17 protein-coding genes are annotated in these 21,010 nt (G+C 42.1%); 9 read left to right on the plus strand and 8 right to left on the minus strand.

From position 1 onward, the window contains the following. The first annotated feature begins 109 nt into the window (after nt 1–109). From BJI48_RS00220 to BJI48_RS00255, 9 genes are all read left to right on the plus strand, one after another. Nucleotides 110–1,645, plus strand: coding sequence for a bifunctional indole-3-glycerol phosphate synthase/phosphoribosylanthranilate isomerase (locus BJI48_RS00220; RefSeq protein ID WP_095330599.1), 1,536 nt, complete (start codon nt 110–112; stop codon nt 1,643–1,645). Further along, on the plus strand, nt 1,642–2,919 hold the full coding sequence (gene trpB / locus BJI48_RS00225) for a tryptophan synthase subunit beta (RefSeq protein ID WP_095330601.1): 1,278 nt from the start codon (nt 1,642–1,644) through the stop codon (nt 2,917–2,919). Before BJI48_RS00220 ends, trpB begins: the two co-directional genes overlap by 4 nt. Then, nucleotides 2,916–3,677: a tryptophan synthase subunit alpha gene (gene trpA, locus BJI48_RS00230; protein ID WP_095330603.1), complete on the plus strand. Its 762-nt coding sequence runs from the start codon at nt 2,916–2,918 to the stop codon at nt 3,675–3,677. Before trpB ends, trpA begins: the two co-directional genes overlap by 4 nt. 127 nt (nt 3,678–3,804) lie before the next feature. Next, the gene (locus BJI48_RS09595; protein WP_095330605.1) at nt 3,805–4,854 is read left to right on the plus strand and encodes a DNA ligase; all 1,050 of its coding nucleotides are present in this window, start codon (nt 3,805–3,807) and stop codon (nt 4,852–4,854) included. A gap of 941 nt (nt 4,855–5,795) precedes the next feature. Beyond that, the gene (locus BJI48_RS00240) at nt 5,796–6,494 is read left to right on the plus strand and encodes a hypothetical protein (protein WP_095330607.1); all 699 of its coding nucleotides are present in this window, start codon (nt 5,796–5,798) and stop codon (nt 6,492–6,494) included. A gap of 46 nt (nt 6,495–6,540) precedes the next feature. Beyond that, nucleotides 6,541–7,896, plus strand: a complete 1,356-nt coding sequence (locus BJI48_RS00245; protein ID WP_180762995.1) for an LTA synthase family protein — start codon at nt 6,541–6,543, stop codon at nt 7,894–7,896. A gap of 358 nt (nt 7,897–8,254) precedes the next feature. Further along, nucleotides 8,255–10,405 carry a TonB-dependent receptor gene (locus tag BJI48_RS00250; RefSeq protein WP_095330611.1) on the plus strand — a complete coding sequence of 717 codons (2,151 nt, stop codon included), beginning with the start codon at nt 8,255–8,257 and terminating at the stop codon, nt 10,403–10,405. Nucleotides 10,406–10,727: 322 nt separating this feature from the next. Then, nucleotides 10,728–10,862: a hypothetical protein gene (locus tag BJI48_RS09605; protein ID WP_257874328.1), complete on the plus strand. Its 135-nt coding sequence runs from the start codon at nt 10,728–10,730 to the stop codon at nt 10,860–10,862. 342 nt (nt 10,863–11,204) lie between these two features. Then, nucleotides 11,205–11,477 carry a DUF1353 domain-containing protein gene (locus BJI48_RS00255; RefSeq protein ID WP_095330614.1) on the plus strand — a complete coding sequence of 91 codons (273 nt, stop codon included), beginning with the start codon at nt 11,205–11,207 and terminating at the stop codon, nt 11,475–11,477. 553 nt (nt 11,478–12,030) lie between these two features. Here BJI48_RS00255 and BJI48_RS00260 read toward each other — a convergent pair. The 8 genes from BJI48_RS00260 to BJI48_RS00295 form a co-directional block, all read right to left on the minus strand. Next, the gene (locus tag BJI48_RS00260) at nt 12,031–13,239 is read right to left on the minus strand and encodes an LL-diaminopimelate aminotransferase (RefSeq protein ID WP_095330617.1); all 1,209 of its coding nucleotides are present in this window, start codon (nt 13,237–13,239) and stop codon (nt 12,031–12,033) included. Nucleotides 13,240–13,248: 9 nt separating this feature from the next. After that, the gene (locus BJI48_RS00265; RefSeq protein WP_095330619.1) at nt 13,249–14,076 is read right to left on the minus strand and encodes a hypothetical protein; all 828 of its coding nucleotides are present in this window, start codon (nt 14,074–14,076) and stop codon (nt 13,249–13,251) included. Continuing rightward, on the minus strand, nt 14,076–14,981 hold the full coding sequence (locus BJI48_RS00270) for a hypothetical protein (RefSeq protein WP_095330621.1): 906 nt from the start codon (nt 14,979–14,981) through the stop codon (nt 14,076–14,078). The genes BJI48_RS00265 and BJI48_RS00270 overlap by 1 nt, the downstream gene beginning before the upstream one ends. Further along, entirely contained in the window at nt 14,982–15,659 is a 678-nt protein-coding gene (gene rlmB / locus BJI48_RS00275; protein WP_095330623.1) for a 23S rRNA (guanosine(2251)-2'-O)-methyltransferase RlmB, read from the minus strand. A gap of 5 nt (nt 15,660–15,664) precedes the next feature. Further along, a complete protein-coding gene (gene rsmI, locus BJI48_RS00280) occupies nt 15,665–16,525 on the minus strand; it encodes a 16S rRNA (cytidine(1402)-2'-O)-methyltransferase (protein ID WP_095330625.1) in 861 nt (286 codons plus the stop codon). 4 nt (nt 16,526–16,529) lie between these two features. Further along, nucleotides 16,530–16,733, minus strand: a complete 204-nt coding sequence (rpmE, locus tag BJI48_RS00285; RefSeq protein ID WP_095298951.1) for a 50S ribosomal protein L31 — start codon at nt 16,731–16,733, stop codon at nt 16,530–16,532. Between the two features lie 230 nt (nt 16,734–16,963). After that, nucleotides 16,964–20,335 carry a DEAD/DEAH box helicase family protein gene (locus tag BJI48_RS00290; protein ID WP_095330627.1) on the minus strand — a complete coding sequence of 1,124 codons (3,372 nt, stop codon included), beginning with the start codon at nt 20,333–20,335 and terminating at the stop codon, nt 16,964–16,966. Nucleotides 20,336–20,353: 18 nt separating this feature from the next. Further along, on the minus strand, nt 20,354–21,007 hold the full coding sequence (locus BJI48_RS00295; RefSeq protein WP_095330629.1) for a DUF6602 domain-containing protein: 654 nt from the start codon (nt 21,005–21,007) through the stop codon (nt 20,354–20,356). Between the last annotated feature and the right edge of the window lie 3 nt (nt 21,008–21,010).

Here is a 21,010-nt window from a genome sequence, read left to right on the forward strand (position 1 = left end):
TTCTCCTTAAACTTGACAAGATTATATCAGATAATAACTTTAAAATTTAAGTTTTTATGTGTATTATTTTAAAAACCTTTTAATATTCATAAATTTACGGAGATAGACAATGGCAGAGGTCTTGGAAAAAATCGCTCAAAACAGGGAAGAAAAAATCCAAAAACTGGGATTTCATTTTGGTTTTTCTATCCCAAAAGAGCGAAAAGCCCCCCTTTGCCCCCCACGTTTTGATCCCAATGCCCCGCTAATGATTGCTGAAATCAAGCGCTCTTCGCCATCTGCTGGACACATCGGGGAGATAAAAGACCCCATTGCGCTCGCTAGAAACTACCTCAACAACGGGGCAAATGTCATTTCTGTTTTGACCGAGCAGGATTATTTTGGCGGGAGTTTGGCTGATTTGATGGCAGTCAAAAATGCTTTCAAAAACGCCAGCGTGTTGCGAAAAGATTTTATCCAATCCCCCGAAGAAATCGCCATCTCGTATTTAGCCGGAGCGGATTTGGTGCTTTTGATCGTAGCGATGTTTATAGGGGATAGCAAAAAAGAAGCGATATTCCAAAATATCCTACTAGAATGCCAAAAATACGCCCTCACACCACTGCTAGAAATCCACAACGAAGAAGAATGCCAATTCGCCCTCCGCTTTGTTAATCCTGCCAATCCATCTGCAAGCCCGATTTTGGGTATCAACTCAAGAAATCTCCGCACCTTTGTGATCGACAAGCCCAAAGCACTGCATTTGCGAACAAAAATCCCCGCTCCAATAAAAACCATCTTTGAATCCGGCATTCAATCAAGCTTTGATGGGTATTTAGCCGGGAGTTTTGGCTTTGATGGGATGTTGTGCGGGAGCTATCTGGTGGCTTCTAAAGAAACAGGCAAAAACCTCCAACATCTCATCAAATCCTTTACCTTAGGCAAAAAGCACCAAAATCCTTTCTATCCCAGCGTGTTTGCCTCAATCTATTCAAACCCTACCCCGCTAGTGAAAATCTGCGGGATCACCGATATTGACGACGCATATACTGCGAGTGAAGCCGGGGCAGATATGATTGGCTTTATCCTTACACCAAAAAGCCCGAGGTATATTTCAGCCAAAGATGTCAAGCTGATGAGTAAAGCGATGAACAAGCTTTACCCAAATGTCTTAAAAATCGGCGTTATCACCGAAAACAAAGAGGAGCTTATCATCGCAAAAGAGCTTTTTAAAGAAGGGTTTTTAGACGCTATCCAGCTCCACGCCATTAACCCCGATACGCCCGATATTTACGCAGGTTTTGACCTCAAAGAAGCTGATTTTAATTTCTATGCTTGTAGCAATTTTGAAAATCTCTGCGATTATCCCAAAGAGGGCGTTTCACCTTTTGTATTGCTTGATTCCAAATCCCCCCAAACAGGCGGGAGTGGCAAAAGTATCGCTACAAGCGAACTAAAAAAGCTTAAAAATTTAGGAAAAAAGCTCTTTATTGCCGGGGGCATTGGGCTTGATAACATTGATGAAATTCTTTGTTTGCAACCCAAAATGCTTGATATTAACTCAAAAATCGAGCAAACCCCGGGCAAAAAAGATAAAATAAAACTCAAAGAGATTATTCATAAAATCAAAACATCACACCAACTAGGCTCAAAGGAAACCCGATGAAAAAAATACCGCTCAAATCCAAAAATAAATTTTTTGGCGACCCCAAAAATGGAGGTTTTGGGGGGCAATACGTGCCTGAAATCCTCAGACCTGCCCTCTTAGAGCTAGAAATCGCCTATCAAAAAATCTTTCCTACCAAAGCCTATCAAGATGAGTTTAAAGCGCTTTGCAAGCATTTTATCGGGCGTCCCACACCGCTTATCCACGCCAAAAATGCCTCAAAAGCACTCAGTAATGAGATTTATCTCAAGTTTGAAGGTCTTGCTAACACTGGAGCGCACAAGATCAACAACGCCCTAGGTCAAGTCCTGCTTGCCAAAAAAATGGGCAAAAAACGTGTCATCGCTGAAACAGGAGCGGGCCAGCACGGGCTAGCAGTGGCGAGTGCGTGTGCGAAGCTCGGGATGGAATGTGAGATCTATATGGGCGAAATCGATGCGGTTAGGCAAAAGCCTAATGTTTTTAATATGGAACTTTTTGGGGCAAAAGTGATTCACGTAACCTCAGGGAGCAAAACCCTCAAAGACGCTGTGAATGAGACATTACGGGTATGGAGCAATAACAGCACCGATACATTTTATGTGCTAGGGAGTGCGCTAGGACCTTATCCCTACCCGGATTTGGTGCGTGAGCTTCAAAGCGTCATCGGCAAAGAAGTAAAGCTACAATGTAAAGATTATTTTCAAGGGCTTCCTGATTATCTGGTCGCCTGCGTGGGTGGCGGGAGTAATTCGATGGGATTTTTTAGCTCATTTATCAATGAAGCCGTTTGTCTCATCGGTGTCGAAGCTGGCGGGATCGGCAAAGAAAGCGGGCAAAATGCTGCCAGGATGGATCAATCAGGCACGGGGCGTGTCGGGATCGCTCAAGGCTACAAAAGTATCTTTTTGCAAAACGATGAAGGACAGCTTGCAAGCACGCATTCGATTAGTGCGGGGCTTGATTATGCAGGTATCGGACCGCAACTCGCTTATTTAGGCAGTATCAAACGGGTGGAGTTCATCAATGCCACAGATGAAGAAGCCTTGAGGGCTTTGCAATTTTTTGCCAAAAATGAGGGCATTATCCCCGCTTTGGAATCCTCGCACGCCCTTGCTGGGGCGATAAAAATCTCCCAAAAACTCAAAAACAAAAAAATAATCATCAATGTTTCTGGGCGGGGCGATAAAGATATTTTCATCACCGCCAAAGCCCTCCATAGCGATAGTTGGGCGAAATTTTTGCAAGAAGAGATCAAGCGGTTAGAAATCGAGTCGGCGAAAGGAAAAAAATGAAAAATATTCAGCTGATGGGGCACATCATCGCCGGATATCCCAACAAAGCCAGCAGTATCGAAGCCGGGCTTGGAATCTGTAATGGCGGGGCGGATTTTTTAGAAATCCAATTCCCATTTTCTGATCCGAGTGCTGATGGCCCTATCATTCAAAACGCCTGTAATGTGAGCTTGGAAGATGGATTCAAAATCCAAGATGGATTTGACATCGCCAGCACGCTTGCTCAAAACACGCAAACCCAAATCCTTTTGATGACCTATGCGAATATTGTTTTTGTCTATGGTGTAGAAAATTTTGTGATAAAAGCCAAAGCTTGCGGGATCAAGGCACTTATCATCCCTGATTTGCCTTTTGAATGTGATGAAAATCTTAGAAAAATTGCTAAAAAATATGGCGTTGATGTCATCGAACTCATCACGCCCGGGATGGATGCCAAACGCATTGCCAAACTCTCTAAAACCCGCAGTGATTTTGTCTATGTCGTCGCTAGGAGTGGCACCACAGGGAAAAAAACCGAGATGGAAGCCTCGTTGTTTGAATGGATCGATTTTGTAAAAAAACATTCAAACAAAAAAATCGCCCTAGGATTTGGTATCCGCTCAAACGACCAAATACAAGCACTCAAAAACCACGTTGATATTATCGTGGCAGGAAGCTATTTTGTAGAAAAAATCACCGATGAAATCCGATCAAAGCCCCAAACCAAAGATTTATCTAGCGCCCTCAAACACGCTACACAAACACTGATGGGGAAATAAGTGCCATCATTATCAACAGATTTAAACCAATGCCAAACCAATAATCCCGATTGACTTTTGCATAGGGTTTGAATATAATTTTTGGCAATTTAAATCCCATAAACCAAACTCCAAAATAGGCCATCCTTTGAAAAAGATTTTAATTATTTTTTTATCTTTATGGGGATACTGCACTGCTGGTGGTGTTTTGTTACTCCAAATCTACAACGAAGAATTTCTTGATGGGCGTTCCCCTGTAGGCTATCTTGCAAGCGAAAAACTCGATGGTATCCGTGGGATCTGGGATGGCGTAGCGCTAAAAACCCGCCAGAATAAACCCATCCTTGCCCCCCAATGCTGGACGCAACATCTCCCGCCTTTTGGGCTTGATGGGGAGCTTTGGATCAAACGGGGTGCGTTTGAAGAAACTGCGAGCATTGTGCTTTCCCAGAACCAAGATTGCCAAAAATGGCAAAAAATCACTTACCAAATCTTTGATGTGCCTAATTGCGGTGCGGATAATAATCATAAGCGATTTATCGCCCCTAGCAATGCCCCCAATCCCCCAACCCACACAGACAAAAATCCCAAATCGCCCTACTGCACGCTCACACAACGCCTCCAAATCATAAAAGATTATCTTATTACCCACGCCGATACGCCTATCCATATCATCCCCCAAATTCCCTTGCAAAGCATATCGCAGCTCCAAAATATGCTAGAAAAAATCACCAAAAATGCTGGCGAGGGCGTGGTAATCCGCAAAAATGACGCCCCTTATGAGGAAATTCGGAGCAAAAATGCCCTCAAACTCAAAGCCTACCAAGACGCTGAATGCAAGATCACAGCCTACACAGAGGGGAAAGGGCGTTTTAAAGGCAAGGTAGGGGCGATCATCTGCGCACAGATCTTGCCCATCACGCCAAATGCAAGCTCAAATGCAACCCCAAGCACGATTTCAAATGCGAACCTAGAGAGCACACCAAGCCCTGCTTTGAATACAATAGGTGCAAGCCAAAACCCAGCCAAATCGGACAAAAAACCTGCCGTAATCACATTCAAGATCGGCTCGGGCTTGAGCGAAGATTTTCGAGCAAACCCGCCAAAAATAGGGACTATCATCACCTACAAATACAACGGGACCACCAAAAATGGCTTTCCCAAATTCGCCCGATTTTTGAGGGTTTATCAAGAATGATACGTTTTTTCTGGAAAAAAGACAGGTTTGCCCTGCGTGAATAGTCTTGAAAAAGCGAGCGCCAACCAACCAATGTAATGGAGGATAAAAATGTAATGGTATTTTTATAGGTCAGCTAAGTGAGTGCTTATGTGCCACTTTAAAGAGGTTTTTCATAGCACACAAGCGCGACAAAGGCAAAGCAGTTTGAGATTTTAATCCTTAGATGGCTTTTAAATCCTATCCACTCTCAAACCAAAGCCCGCTACGCACTTTCAGCCTGCAGGCTAAGGGGGCGTGCAGTGGGTGGGGGAAGGTCTTAGGAAGGGGGCGGGCGACGCTTCGCAAGTAGAACCCGCCCCCTTCCTAATAGGCGAAAGCCTCTATCATTATTTATTTGATTCACGTTGTGAATCTGAAGACCACTTCGGGCGAGTAGATTAAGGTTTGGGCGTCCGGTATGCTCCTAAAAGTCGCATAAAACCATCGCCGTGCGGAGCTAAAAAGAAAAGCGGAGGCTTATTCTTTTCGTGGGCTAATTGGGGGAGAGGCGAAAAGCTAGAGCCAACTGCTTGGCTCTGGTAGCCTCGCACACCGCCTGCAATATGTGTAAGCATAGCTGGACGGGACGGAGGAATCTTGCTCGTAGCAAGCAAGGGGTTAGGGGAGGGATAAACAACGGGCGGGCGGGTGAAATTTCTTTTGCGATTGAAAAGTTTAAAGCACTAGAAAAACTTACAGGCGAAAGCCTAAACAAAACAAGAGGATTTTTTAATTGCTTTGTTTGCTTATTTTGCAAAACAAACCGAGTGAAAACCTATAAAAATGGGTTGATGATGAAGCGTAGCTTCAGAATAACCCTGAACTTTAGGAGCGAACACGGGTTTTACCCGTGTAAGCGGTCTTCAGATTCAGTTTGCAAAAACTGAATCGAGTAAAACATAAATATACAAAGGACAACAATGACACCATCAAACCAAATTACAAATAAATTGCCAACCAATCCGCAAAACAAGTCGCAAGCCCTGCTTGTAACCCTCACAAATACACTGATTTTTACCATTGCGCTTATTTTATTATTACTTGGCATTCGTATAGGCTTTGTTCTTTATGTTGGTGTTTATGGGGGCTTTATGGGTGATATTGGCTTGGGCGAGGTGGTCAAAAACCTTTTCATCGGTATGCTTTATGATAGGCGTTATATTGCCCTGGTTGCCCTGGTGTTTTTTGTTCTCTCGCTCCTATCTGTCTATGGGCGTATTTTTAGGCGATGGGAATATGTTTATGCCCAGATAGTCTTTGTTATGTGCCTATTTTTGGGGATTGCTGAAATGGGTTTTTATCAGATCTATGCTGATGGGTTCAATAATGCCCTCTTAGGGCTTATTTTTGACAACACGACGGCTATTCTCAAAACCGGCTTAAACGGGCAATACAACATCACACCCAAGCTCATCATCTGGGTGCTTGCAAGCGTTTTTTATTGTTGGGGTTATCACCAGATCGTCTCCAAAACCATTCCCAAAAGCCAAGCGCTATTTGAACGCTCTTTTGCTTTTAAAGCACTAGTATTTTCAGGGGGGGGGGGGCAATATCCTCTTTCTTGTGTATATGCTATCACCCCTCAGCACCTATTGGCTCAACCAATTCGATCGATTTGACAACCAAACCAAAGATGTTTTTCTCAAGCGCACTTCTCACGGGTTTATGAGCCACCTTTTTGTTGTCTGGCTCAATTATAAAGACAATAGCGCCATAACCGATTTCAAATTTTCCACACAGAGTTTGCTTGAAGCGAGCAAAGATTATTTTGATCTCCCCACCACACCAAGCGCCCCTCTCGATCTCACCTCCCTGCTAAAACGCACAAGCACCAACCCATCACACAGACAAATCAAGCATATTTTTTATATCGTTTCTGAAAGCTTTAGCGACTGGGCATTTGACCCTGTATTTGATGCCATCGGGCTGACTTCAGGGCTCAAAAGCCTTATTGATAACAAACACGGCTTTAAAATGCCCTATTTTGTTGAAAATGGACCTTGCACCATCCGGAGCTTGAGCGTGCAAATGACAGGATTGGTCCAGACCAAGCTCTATCTTCACAAGCTATTTGGGCAATTTAATCTCTCGCCCACCGCACCAGGAGGGATATTTCACCAGCTTGGTTATGAAAGTAGATTTTTTTACGGGGCTTATGACAAAGAAGGCAAAGACAAATACGGGCTATTTGATAAGATTGCCCTTATAGAGGGATTTGATCAAACCTTTGATGGTATTGATATGCTCAACTTTGCCCACAACAAACCCTATCAAAAACATCTGTTTAATGAATGGGGCACGCACGATAACGTGATGTTTGACTTTGTTAAAGACAAGGTAAGCAAGGCTACCCAGCCCACATTTAATATGATAATGACAACCTCTATCCACCCCCCGTATGATTTGGATCTAAAATATTTCAATGTCCCCGATTTAAGCACTTTTTTTGACAAACATTTCCCCGCTTCCAAACGCTCACCTGGAATGGATGCCAATATCTTAGAGCATATCTGGTGGTATGACAAACAAGTTACGCATTTTATCAAGACAATCGCCAAAGCCTATCCTGATTCGCTTTTTGTTATCACCAGCGATCATTACGGGCGTGTTGCACCGGTAAACACAAACGATCCGAAGGTGCATTATTTAGTCCCACTCATCCTCTATTCCCCTACGCTTGCGCCCAAAATGCTTGCTCATATCGCCTCACATACCGACATCACGCCCACGCTTATAGAGCTAGTCGCCCCTAAAGGCTTTGTTTATCATAGCTTTGGCAAGCCATTTTTTAGCAATGACCCCAAAGCACCATTTGACCCAAACAACCAAGCCTTTGGTTATGACATCGTGGGGAATGAGGATTTTTTATACACACAGGATTTTGGCTTGCGACCACTCAAACAGATGGATAAAAACCAAAAAGCCATCGCAGAAACCCAAGCAAAAAAAATGTATCAAAAAATGGAATCGCTTAATGATTTGAGTTTGTATATGTTGCTAAAGGGGTCTGTTATTAAATGATTTTGCATTCAAAACAAAACCTTAAATCCGGCTACCAAGTCGCCAAACCAACGACAAAATAGCAGGGTTTGGCAGACAAATCCAAACCCAATGCACCCCAACCAAGCACAATAAAAATCAATAAAATCAAACACCTGTCCCCCAAATAGCCAAAATACCAGCCCAAAAAACAGCATAAAAAAATTTTATTTTTTTAACTAACTTAAGATTAAATTAATAATAATTACTATAATCTATTTATATTAAATTTTTATCAAAGGAATTAAAATGAAAATATTTCATCCACGTATTCAAAAAAATATTATCTTTGGCTCGCTTCTCCTATCCCCTCTGTTGGCTTTTAGCGAAGAAATTAGCAATGGGGGGGGGGGCAAAGACTTTTACGCTTCAAAAGTCCGTTGTCTCTGCGAGTGGCTTTGCCCAAGATCTTAAAGATGCCCCCGCAAGCATTTCTATCGTTACCCCCAAGGATTTAGAAGACAGACCCGTTAGAGACCTTGGCGATGCCCTCTCCTTAGTGCCAGGAATCACGACCAATCAAGACATCACCGGCAACACCGGTTATAATATCTCCATTCGAGGTATGCCCTCCCAATACACGCTTATTCTCGTTGATGGCAAACGTCAAAATGTCAGTCCCGCAGTATTCCCTCACGGCGCTGATTCGATATTTAGTTCATTTATCCCCCCACTTTCTGCGATTGAGCGGATCGAAGTCATCAGAGGACCGATGAGCACCATCTATGGAAGCGATGCGATGGGGGGCGTGGTCAATATCATTACCAAAAAAAATTTTGATAAATGGCACACAAATTTCAATCTCTCCACAACCTTGCAAGAAGAAAAGGCATTTAGCAATCTCTATAAAGGCTCATTTTATACTGCAGGGCCCCTAGACCCCCAAAAACACTGGGGGATTGCGATCAGAGGGAGTGAAGCTTATACCTCCTATGTATCCAAAAAAGATATGGCAGTCGTTCCGACCCCCGATGGCAAAAAATTCATTCAAGAGGGCTATGGATTGCTCGCAGGGGCTTTAGAAAGCAACAAATATGATATTGGGGCGAGATTATCATATGCACCATCAGAGCAAAATCACGCTTATGTGGATTTTTCACACAATGAAGCGTGGTATAACTCGTGGCCAGATTCTGTCTATGAACCCGCAAAATATTATCAAAACAATGGCATATTGGCACATTTTGGTGATTATGATCGGGTAAAAACAGATAATTCCATCCAAATCAACAACTCGGGATTGCGGGGAAATGGTGAGAATTATGTCGATGCTTTGGGGAATCAAAAAAGCCGTGATCTCACAGGGCTTGATGTAATCGCTACCTCAAAAGCCAAGCTATCGTTGGGGACAAGCCAACTGGTGCTAGGCGGGGAATATTGGTTTTCTTCTCTCTTTGATAAAGATCTCATTGCCTCAACGGGCGGGGATTTTCTCTATCAGAACAATATCAGCCTCTTTGCAGAAAATGAACTCAGCCTCACAGACGATCTGATTTTGACACTAGGATTTCGGGAAAACTACAATTTTGCCTTTGGTTTTAACGCTTCTCCACGGGCATATCTCGCTTATGATGCTACTGATTGGCTTACCCTCAAAGGCGGGGTCTCCACAGGTTATAGAGTCCCAACAGCCAACCAACTTGTCAATGGCAACTACACCATAAGCGGAAATAGTGCTGATTTAAGACTCTCATATGGCAATCCTGATTTGAAGCCTGAAACCTCGCTTAATTTTGAACTCTCCGCCCTTTCAGAGACAGATTACACCGATATGGGTATCACGGGATTTTACAATCAATTCAAAGATAAAATCCTTGATGGCAGGAATGGGCAAAAATTCAATCTTGGTGAGAAGCTTCCAGTAAAAGGCAGTCCGGTTTGCTCACTCAATGGGCATACTTCACGGACAAATAATGCTTGTTATATCCCTGTAAATGTCGATGAAGCCATCACGTATGGCACAGAAGTATTTTTCAACCTCAAGCCGATTGATTTGGGGACAAGCAGTATCGATGCACAACTCAATTATACATTTACAAAAACCCTCCAAACCAAAGGCAATAACAAAAACAAACCCCTACTCAATATCCCAGAGCATAATCTCAATGGCACGCTAAACTATACATTCAAAAAACTTTTTGGGCTTTATTTGCGGGGTGAATTTTATGCCAAACAACCAAGAGGTGAGCCGGGCTGGTTATCCACAGCTGATTATGTGATATTTTACTCTTTTGATGATCTCAAAAAAGCTTATCCGGGTGCAAAGCCATTTTTTAATCCCTATTTTTTACTCCATATCGGCGGGCATTACAATATCACCAAAAATATTCGGCTCAATGTTGCTGTCTATAATCTATTGAATGAAAAATTCTCCGATTGGGTGGATGTTGTCTATCCTGGTCGCAGTAAAAACATAAATACGCAAGTCAATAACTACAACTATATCCACGAGGGACGGAGATATTATGTATCTATCAATATGGATTTTTAATACCAATGTAGGCATATTTTGCGATGTTGCAAGCCTGCAATCTAAAAAGCCGATCTGATTATTTTTCAATACTTCAATACTCAAGCCCCGCGTGAGCGTGAGAGGAGAGGCGTAAAGCCAACTGCCGTCTTCGGTAGCTCCGCAGTGCGATGGCAATATGTGAGCTTTAAGGAGCACCGCAAGACGCCCAAACCTTTAAAACATATCTCAAATATTCAAGTTTGCTTGAATATGAGATGATTACTTTAGGAGCGAACACCGATTTAATCGGTGGTAGCGGTCTTCAGATTCAGTTTGCAAAAACTGAATCGAGTTCAAAATAATGAAAACCTTAGAAATATATCTCAAATACACAAAGCAAAGCTTTGGGTATGAGATGATTACTTTAGGAGCGACTGGAAGCTTTGCTTCCATCAAGCGGTCTTCAGATTCACAACGTGAATCGAGTTCAAAATAATGAAAACCGAGCAAAAAACAAATAATAAAACCCGCCCTGTTGATGAGGCAGAGCGGGAAATTTAAAAAGCTAGGTGGCTATCGCAACAGATCGCGAATTTCTTTAATGAGAATCACGACCGCCAAGATAGCAAGGATAATAGCATCCATTGCGGACTCCTGTTTTGGATTCCCGCCCGCCCACATTCCATAAAAAAAGCCCAACGCCAAAAGACGTCAGGCTTTTTCCAAAACAGGTCTAGCTAATAAATTTTTTCAAGGCTAAAACTATCTAGTTCCATCACAAACTAGAATACAAAAATTATATACAAAAACCATCAAAAAATCAACATAAGGAGTTAAAATGTTTTCATTTACTACACCCTTAAAAGGCGAAATCCTCGACAATGGCAATATTAAAATAACCGAAGAATTTGATTATTACCGAGAAAATAACGCCGATGAAATCATCAAAGTCCCAAAAGGATTTGAATCCGATTTTGCGAGGGTGCCGTTTGTCTTTCGTATTCTCGTTTTCCCCATCGGGAAGCATAGCAAGCCAGCAGTCATTCACGATTATCTCTGTGAGCTTTACCATCAAGGCAAGGTGAGCCGAGCGGTGTGTGCTTATATGTAGGGTGGTTGTGGCTTCTTATAAAATTAGGTAGATAACGAAGTGCAAAGCACGCCGTTATAACCCTAAACTTTAGAAACGTAGGGCGATTCACTCGCCTGTAGCGGTCTTCAGATTCACAACGTGAATCGAGTAAAACATAATGAAAACCTTAGAAACCTATCTCGAACGCACAGCCTCTGGCTGGGTGTGAGATGGTTACTTTAGGAGCGAACACCGATTTAATCGGTGGTAGCGGTCTTCAGATTCAGTTTTTAAACTGAATCGAGTAAAATATAATGAAAACCTTAGAAACCATCTCATATTCAAGCTTGCTTGAATATGAGATGGTTACTTTAGGAGCGAACACCGATTTAATCGGTGGTAGTGGTCTTCAGATTAGATTTATCGAATCGAGTAAAACATAATGAAAACCTTAGAAATTTATCTCGAATATTCAAGCTTGCTTGAATATGAGATGATTACTTTAGGAATGGAAGCAGGCTCTGCCTGCTGGAATGGTCTTCAGGTTTAATTTTTCAGAGAAAAAATTAAACCGAGTAAAAAATAATAAAGCCTATTGAAAATCTTTCAAAAATGCTTTGAGATTCCTTGCGGCTTGGCGGATACGATTTTCATTTTCAATCAAGGCAATACGGACATACCCCTCGCCGTGTTGCCCAAACCCCACACCCGGACTCACAGCGATTTTGGCAACTTGCAAAAGCTGTTTAGAAAACTCCAAGCTTCCCAAATGCTCCACACAAGGCGGGATTTTTGCCCAGATAAACATACTCGCTTTGGGTTTATCCATCTCCCAGCCAGCTTCTTGAAAACTTTTTATCAAGACTTGCATTCTCTTTTCGTATTTTGATTTGATGGCTTCCACGCAGTCTTGGGGACCCTCAAGGGCGATAGTAGAGGCGATTTGAAGTGGGGTGTAGATACCATAGTCGATCCAGCTTTTGATTTTCTGGAGTGCGCCGATGATTTTTTGATTACCCACCACAAAGCCAATCCGCCATCCAGCCATATTATAGCTCTTGCTAAGGGTGTAGGTCTCCACAGCGACTTCCTTTGCGCCAGGCACTTCAAGCACGCTGGGGGCTTGGTAGCCATCAAAACACAAATCCGCATAAGCGATGTCGCTGATGATATAAAACCGCTCTTTTTTAGCCATTGCCACAAGCCGTTCATAAAAGCTTTTATATACGATCGTCGTGGTGGGATTATGCGGGAAATTCACAACCACAAATTTTGGCTTGGGCATCGCTTCTTTTAGCGCACGAGAAAGATTCTCAAAAAAATCATCCTCATCGAGTTCCATTTGTTGATTCCACTTGATACCAAACCTCGCGACATTCGCACCATTCAAAATAAAAGCATAATAATGGATCGGGTAAGCCGGCTCTGCCACAACAGCCGTATCGCCCGGATTGGTGATGGCAGCAACAAGATGGACATACCCCTCCTTGCTCCCCATACTCACGCAAACTTCGAGATTGGGATCTAGGCAAACGTTATATTTTCTCTGATACCACCGACAAATCGCTAAGCGCAGTTTATAAATCCCTTTGCTAACCGAATAGCCGTGATTTTTTGGCTTATGCGCACTTTCACAAAGCTTTTCGATGATATGCGGGGGCGTTGGCCCATCGGGATTACCCATACTAAAATCGATCACATCTTCATTGCGATGGCGCATATCAAGCTTCATCTCATTGATAGCTGCAAAAACATATTTTGGCAATCGTTTGATTTTTTCAAACTCAATTTCATCAAACATCAAGCAACCTTATTTATCAAATTCTTCAAACTTGATTTCAAGCCCGTTTTTTATTATAGCAGGATTCTGAATATCGCTCACCATAATAAAACGAATCCCTTCCAAAAGGCTAAATGTGATTTTTTTGGTTGTGCTGGTTTGAGAAATCAGATTGATAATCTGGAGATCCTTATCATAAAGAACAATGCGAGGACGCCAGTAGGGCGTTTTGGCAGTGATGGTAATATTGCCACTATCTTTTGTGCTAAACCAATACTCCCCGCTCACTTCTCTGACTTCCAAAACCTCATTAGAGGGCGAAATCTCTCTGGCATTGGCAAGCTTGGGATCGACAAGCTCAATATCATATTCCCAATCAAAAATAGAATTTCTTTTGATGTCGGTAAAAATATAGCCCCGTTTATTTAATTCATCAATCATAATCGAAGGCTCCAAAGCGTGTTCAGTAGCAAAACTAAACGTAATTTTAGCTATCCCTGCGGTGTATTCTGCTTTTGAAACTGCAAAATAAGAATACCCCATCGAAGAAAGCGCGCTATTGATACTCCGTGTCAAAAAAATCGGCGTTGTCTGAGAAACAAAAGTAATATTAAGCTCGCTTGGTTGGCTGAATTTGAGTATCAACAAGCCATTATCTTTGAGCGTGGCAACCAACTTTTTAATATCAATCCTGCCATCAACATAAAACGCTTGTTTGTTATTAAAAATCCGATTGATAAAGTTTTTATTAACATTATAAGCTTGCGTCCCAATGAGATTCTCGATCTTGTCATCCAAGGCATCTGCAAATGCCAAAGACAAAAACAAAGCTATGGAAATGGCGATTTTTAAAATCATTAATTTTGACCGCTTAATTCGAGATATTGTGCGTATTTGATTTGTTTGACACCCTCTTTGGGGGTGTATAAAAATCGCATTGGATAAGGTTTTTCATAATGTGCTACACCTGTATTAGTCTGCAGTGAAAAATCGCCGTGACCAAAAGATATTAATAATCTATCATTTTTGACTTCGATAGGATAAGGCGTATTTACAATGGTTTGAAATTTTTGCTTGCTACTAAGATCAAGCACTTCAATCCAAAGGCTACGATTGGGGATAACTACAATCTGTTCTTTGTGGCTTTTTTCAGATTTTGAAACGTTATCTTGTGGCACTGGAGCGCTCATAGCCTCATCTGAAACATCTTCGGTCAAACCATCGCTAGCATTTTCTTCCTCAATATTGCTGGTTTCTTGCTGGCTAGTTTCTTCCTCTACTGCAGGGCTTTCTTCAGGGGTTGTCAAATGCTCTTGCTGGGGTAATGGGCTATGTTTTGAAGGGCTAGGCGACTTCATAAAAATGCTCTTATAGCCAAAATAACCTCCCAATATCACCACCACAACAATCAAAGAAATATAAAAACGCTTTCTAGAAATGAGTTGCTTTTTTCTTTCTTCGATCAAGTCATCTTTTTGTTTTTGCGTGTCCAGATCGAGATTATTGACAGAATGCTCGACGTCTTCGACCTCTTGGGTAGCCTGCGAGCCGGCAAAGAAATTTTCATCGTATTCTTTGAGCCACTCACTCAAATCGACCTTATATTCCCGCTCAAGAATCTTCAAAAACCCGACCACACGCACCCTTTGGAGGTTTGAAAATCTCTTTTCGATAATATCATCGAGCTTATTGATAGAAATCTTGGTGGTTTTGCTGATTTCTCTGACACCGATTTCTTTAAGTTTTTCGATTGCTTTTTCCATTTAACCCATCCTGTTGATTAAAATGCCCGCTGCGACGCTCACATTTAAGGAATTAAAATCCCGTTTCATTTTGATTGAGACTATTTTATCAAGTTTTGATAAAATTTTCTTATGCAATCCCACACCCTCACTGCCCAAAAACAACGCCCATTTCTCCTTTGGCTCAATACCCACAATATCTTGACCCCCAACATCTGCCCCATAGCATTGTATGCCCTCATTTTTGAGTTCATTGATGAGATCCAAAATATTTTTGCAGATACAAAATGGCATATCTAGCATCGCCCCCGCACTCGAGCGCACAACGCCCTCAAAAGAAAAACTCTCCCTTAAGCCCAGCACAACCCCATCGACACCCAGACAATACGCCGTCCTAACAATAGCCCCGATATTCCCGACATCCGTAATATCACAAAGCACCAAAATCTTATGGTATTTTTTTATCTCAGAGACCGAAATAGGCGATGGTGGGAGGATTTTTGCCAAAAACCCCTGATGATTCCCGCCCCTCGCCATTGCTTGGGCTTTTTTGGTATCTGTGCGCAAAATACGGCGATTGTTTTTAGCCATAAAAGTAAAAATTTTAGGGTCGATTTCCTTAGCCAGATAGATTTCTTCGATACGTTCGGGGTGACGCTCCAAAAGGTGCATTACAATGCGTTTTCCATAAACAATCATATTATTCATACGGACACTTGCATAGAAATTTTTTTATAAAGGCTTTTGGTGTCTTCGTTTTGGAGCTTTGAGAGGATTTTGGCTTTGATTTTTGGAGGGATGTCAAGTTGCAATATCTGTGCGCTTGAAAGCGAGCGTTCCATTTTTGTATCTGAAAAAAGCACTAATACCCACTCCCCGCTTGTATTGAGCGATTCTATTTGAGCGCAAACCTCACGGGCTTGCCCGATAAAATATTTTTGGTGCATTTTCGTCATTTCTTTGATGGCAAAAAGCCTCGCATTCGGGGTGAGCAAAGCCAAATCTTCCAACGTATCCAAAATCCTATGGGGGCTTTCATACATCACGATGGGAATGCTTTGCTCAAGATAGGCACAACCTTGTAAAAGATTTAAAATCCTCTCCCGCCTCTCTTTTTGCTTGTGTGGCAAAAACCCAGCAAACAAAAAACCTTGGGCATCAAACCCACACGAAGCATACGCAACAACTCCCGCACTCGCACCCGGAAGCACATCATAAGGGATATTATTTGCTATGGCATAGGCTATAAGCGATATTCCTGGATCACTCACACAGGGCATCCCCGCATCACTCATATACACGACATTATTTTGGTGAAAAAAATCCTGCGTGAGATTTTTAAAAAAATCTTTTTCATTATGAGAATGAAAGGATACAAAATCTTTTTTTTCAAAAATAGCAGAAAAATGCTCGGCGATGATGGGGTTTTTCCCAAAAAGTGCGATCAATTTTTTCGTAACCCTGATATCCTCGCACATCACGACATTAGCCTCACCCAAAGCCTGCAAGGCTCTCAAAGTAATATCGGCTAGATTCCCAATAGGCGTGGGTAAGAGGGTCAGCACGGCATTATTTTAGATTATATTTTTGTTTAAATTTCTCAACCCTGCCGGCTGCATCGGCGATTTTATCACTACCTGTATAAAAAGGATGGCAAAAGCTCGATATATCAATCCTTAGCTCACTTTTTGTGCTCAACACTTCGATTTCTTTCCCGCTGGTAACACAAGTTACCTTGCAGGGAACATACTGGGGGTGAATGCCTTTTTTCATCGCAATTCCTTTATGTCTATTGTTGTGAATTTAAATCGGTAATTCTAGCTAAGAAATACTTAGATTTTATTAAAAAGTATTTTTGCCACGCCAAAAATAAGCAAAATGCAAACAGCAAAAATGTCAAATTTTAAGATTCAAATTGCTAGCAAACCCAAAATCATTCAAACTTAATTTTATTCCCACTCGACTTTTATATCTTTTCAAATGGCAATTATTTGAGGGGACACCTACGCCACCAAAGCATTTTCTTTGATAAGATTTACCAGCGCAACCAGCTTAGTTTGCTCAGGTTGCCCAAAGAGCTTCATAAAGCTCTGAGGCGTATCAAAAGGCGGTTTCATCAGTTCGGTGGCACTTTCGATATACCCATTTTGCACCACATAATCCACAATTTTACGCACAAACACGATCTGTTCGTGATTAAGCCCTTGTTCGTTGATAAATCCAGAAAATACCTGCATAGCAGCTTCGTATTCAAGCTTGGCAATTTTACGAATCATCAATCCAAAAGGCATATCCCCATACTCTTTTTTGTAGTCCTCTTCACTGCCTAATTCTTTTGTGAGAATATCAGACAAGGCCTGATAATCAGATTCGGTTAGCTTGATATTATTGCGTAGCTTCAAAATAGCGCTGGAATCCTTGTGTTGCTCAATGTATCGATTTACCTTTAGGCGATAATCCTCAAAAGTATAAGCCTCACCAACGCTTTCCCCCTCCTTTGTAGTAAGCACCACATCGGCAAGATCGGTGCATACTATCTTCTTGCCATCACCCTCATCGACAATAAACTGAATCAAACCTCGCAGTTCAAAACGCACCTGCTCCAAATCCAATAAGCCACAATTTTCCCAAAACTCATCTGTCGGTATTGCAGTAATCAAGGGCAACTTTGCCTTTACCTCTGCGATAGTCGTTCGCCCTGCGAGATCATTAGCCATATTGCAAAGTTGTGCTTTTAGCTTTTTAAACATAGAAGCCGACTCAAATGATGCGAGCATCAATCCATACATAAAATTATCAAAACGCTTGGCATATTCGTCCTGCTCTTCATTGAATACCAATGGTGCGAGACGGCGTATCAAGTCATACTTGTCCTGTTCGCTGATTCTCTCAAACGCCGTAATCACTTTGAATTTTTCCACCGCTCCTAAGTGCAAACGCACAGATACCAGTTCTGTATTCAGTCCCGCGACTTGACTAGCAAGAATTGCTACCAGCTTTTTTCGCAAGCCCTGGTGTGTCTCATCCCCAAAATTTACCTCTTGCAGAAGCGAGACCAATCGCACCTGCTTTGCAAAAATTGCTTCCGAAAGCGTTTGGGTTTCTTTGCCTTCTATGCCATTGGCATTCGTGCGGAAAAATTCAAAATTACGACAATAATCAAAGATATAAAAACGCCGTTTGTCAGCGTATGTGCCATCTTTTGAGTCGATACACTCAAGCCCTTTACAAAGTCTTGTGCCTCGCCCAATCATCTGCCAAAACTTTGTCTTGGAACGCACTTTCTTGAAAAACACCAGATTGAGGACCTCTGGCACATCAATGCCAGTATCCATCATATCCACCGAAACGGCAATCTGGGGCAACTTGTCTGGTTGTTTAAAGTCATCAATCAAAGTTTGGGCATAGCTATCCTCACAGACAATACGGCGGGCAAAGTCCCCCTTATACTGCGGATACAGCGCATCAAAGCGCTCAAGAATAAACTGGGCGTGCTTTTTGTTCTGGGCAAATACAATCGTTTTTCCGATACGATCCCCACCCTTGACCTTAATACCTTTTGTCATAAGGTCTTGTAGCACCATATCTATGGTGTCTTCATTAAACACAATTTCATTGAGCTTTGATGGGGAAATAGAATCAGGCAATCCCCCATCATCCTCTGTGAAATCTTCCTCATATCGCTGTTTGTCCTCATCGCTCAAATCTTCATAGACGATTCCTTCTTCCAAGAACTTCATCTCCACTTCAATATTATAGTATGGCACCAACACGTGATCTGTCTCCACAGCGGTTTCATAGTCATACGCATAGGTTGGCACACCATTTTTTATCTCAAAAAAATCATACGTATTGCGATCGACATCGGTTTTTGGCGTGGCAGTCAAGCCCACCACAAGAGAATCAAAATAGTCAAAAATCGCACGATATTTTTTGAAAATACTGCGATGGGCTTCATCTACAATAATCAAATCAAAATGAGCAGGCGTAAAAAGCCGTTGCCCGTTTTCGGATTTGGCAGTATCGATCGAATTTAAAATCGTTGGATAGGTAGAAAACACAATTCTTGCATTTTTGTCATCCTTGTTAGAAAGCAAATTGCAAAGAGACATATCCGGTAGGTAATTTTTAAAATCATCCTTTGCCTGCTTGACTAGCGCTGTGCGATCAGCCAAAAACAAGACATTGGTAATATGCCCGCCACGGGAAAGCACATCCGTGAGGCTCGATGCCGTCCTGGTTTTGCCTGTGCCCGTTGCCATTACCAAAAGGCTTTTGCGGTGACCTGTAGCAATATTATCGCACACCGCACGGATGGCTTCTTTTTGGTAATAGCGATCGGTAATGCGATCATCAATGACAATTTGACTAAGCGCGCGCCGTTCATCCCGTCGTGTAATGAGCTTTTCTAAGTCGCTTTTTGAAAATATCCCGCTGACTTGACGTTGCGGATAACTCAAATCATCCCAGAAATAGGTTTCAAAGCCGTTGGTGCAAAACATCAGCGGTCTCCTCTTACACTTGCGCTCAATCGCATCGGCATACAGCTTGCACTGCTGGCGACCGATATTGGGGTCTTTGCTGGTGCGTTTGGCTTCCACCACAGCAAGGGGCAATCCATCCTTACCCAAAAGCACATAATCCACAAAGCCAGCTTGCCCATCTACACCCGCCATATCCACCACAGGATATTCCTCGATACAATCCTTGTTTTCACCCTCAAATACCCATCCCAACAGCTTCAAATCCACATCTATGTATTTTTTGCGTGTGACAAACTCAGAAATATCATCCGGCGTAAAGCTACGCTGGGGCATTTGGGTTGCTTTAAGCTCCATAAACTGCTTGGAGTGTGTGGCAACCAGTGCCTGCAAGCGGGCAATCTCTTCGTCCTTTTGGGCGATGATGCTTTGATGTTCTTTGATCGCTTTTTCATCGACCACCAATTTTTCAGCAGGGATGAGTGCCTCAGAAAACTTCCGCTCCTCATAGTTTGCGCCATAGCAGTAATCAATCCATTCAATAAACTCAAACAGCCCCGCAAGGGAGAGCATTGCATCGCTTTTGGATACCTGCTTTTCGGTATGGACTGCCAAATTGCCTAGCTTGATGATAAAGGGCAACTTTCTCCAAGTCTTATAGTCTAGGGCAAGACGAAAGCTTGGTTCGTGGATGAGGGATTGTAAATTTTCTTTATAAGGCATCTGCATCGTGCTATCGGCAGAATACACCCATTTGACACCAAGCTCCAAGGCTTTTCGTGCCCCAACTGCTGCCATCGCAGGCGAGGACGCCAAAACACGCTCCGCCTCGATACAGGCAGAAGAAAAGAGAGCGTATTCGGTTTGATGTTCTAAAAAGCTAAAGTTTGCCATCGTTTTACCTCATTTTATTTATGAAATATCTTTGAATATGTCCAGAAAATGCTTAATAACTGGATTATCTTTTGGAATGTAATATTCACCATCAATGTTTTTAATGATGAGGTAAGGTATCCCATCTTCTTTTTTTGCTTCTAACGTGAAAATAAAGTCTATATGAGGATACAGAATGGATTTCCCTGATTTAATATACAAATCCAAAGGCTTCTTTTTGTACTTAAACCCAAAACGCTCCAAGAGTGTTTTGGGTGTCAAATCTATATTGTAACAGAATATACCACACATCACGGATGGAGAAAGTCCCTTGACCATCTTGGCTACTTCTTCAAATTCCTCAAGTTCCTTTGTGCGACCATTGCTCTTGATTTCCATTATAATCATGCAGTCATCTACCTCAACCAAATTTTGACCACCCAATATATATACTCTTGCATTCGGTTTAAGCTTTAGCAAGTCAATTTGAGTGCTTTGCCAACTTCCCTTTGTCAAGAGTCCCCTCCCTAATTTAATTTGTGGAAATGACTTTTCTAAAAAGTCTTTAATGAATTCTTCTCGCATACTGCCTTTGGTAGGATTGTGAGAAATATCTTCTGATGCCCCAAACTGAAGCTTCAAAAGGTTTTGATAATATAAATCTAGCTGTTCTTGCAAAGTAAGCTTTTCCATATA

This window comes from Helicobacter sp. 11S02596-1, from assembly GCF_002272825.1.
Classification (GTDB): Bacteria; Campylobacterota; Campylobacteria; order Campylobacterales; family Helicobacteraceae; genus Helicobacter_J.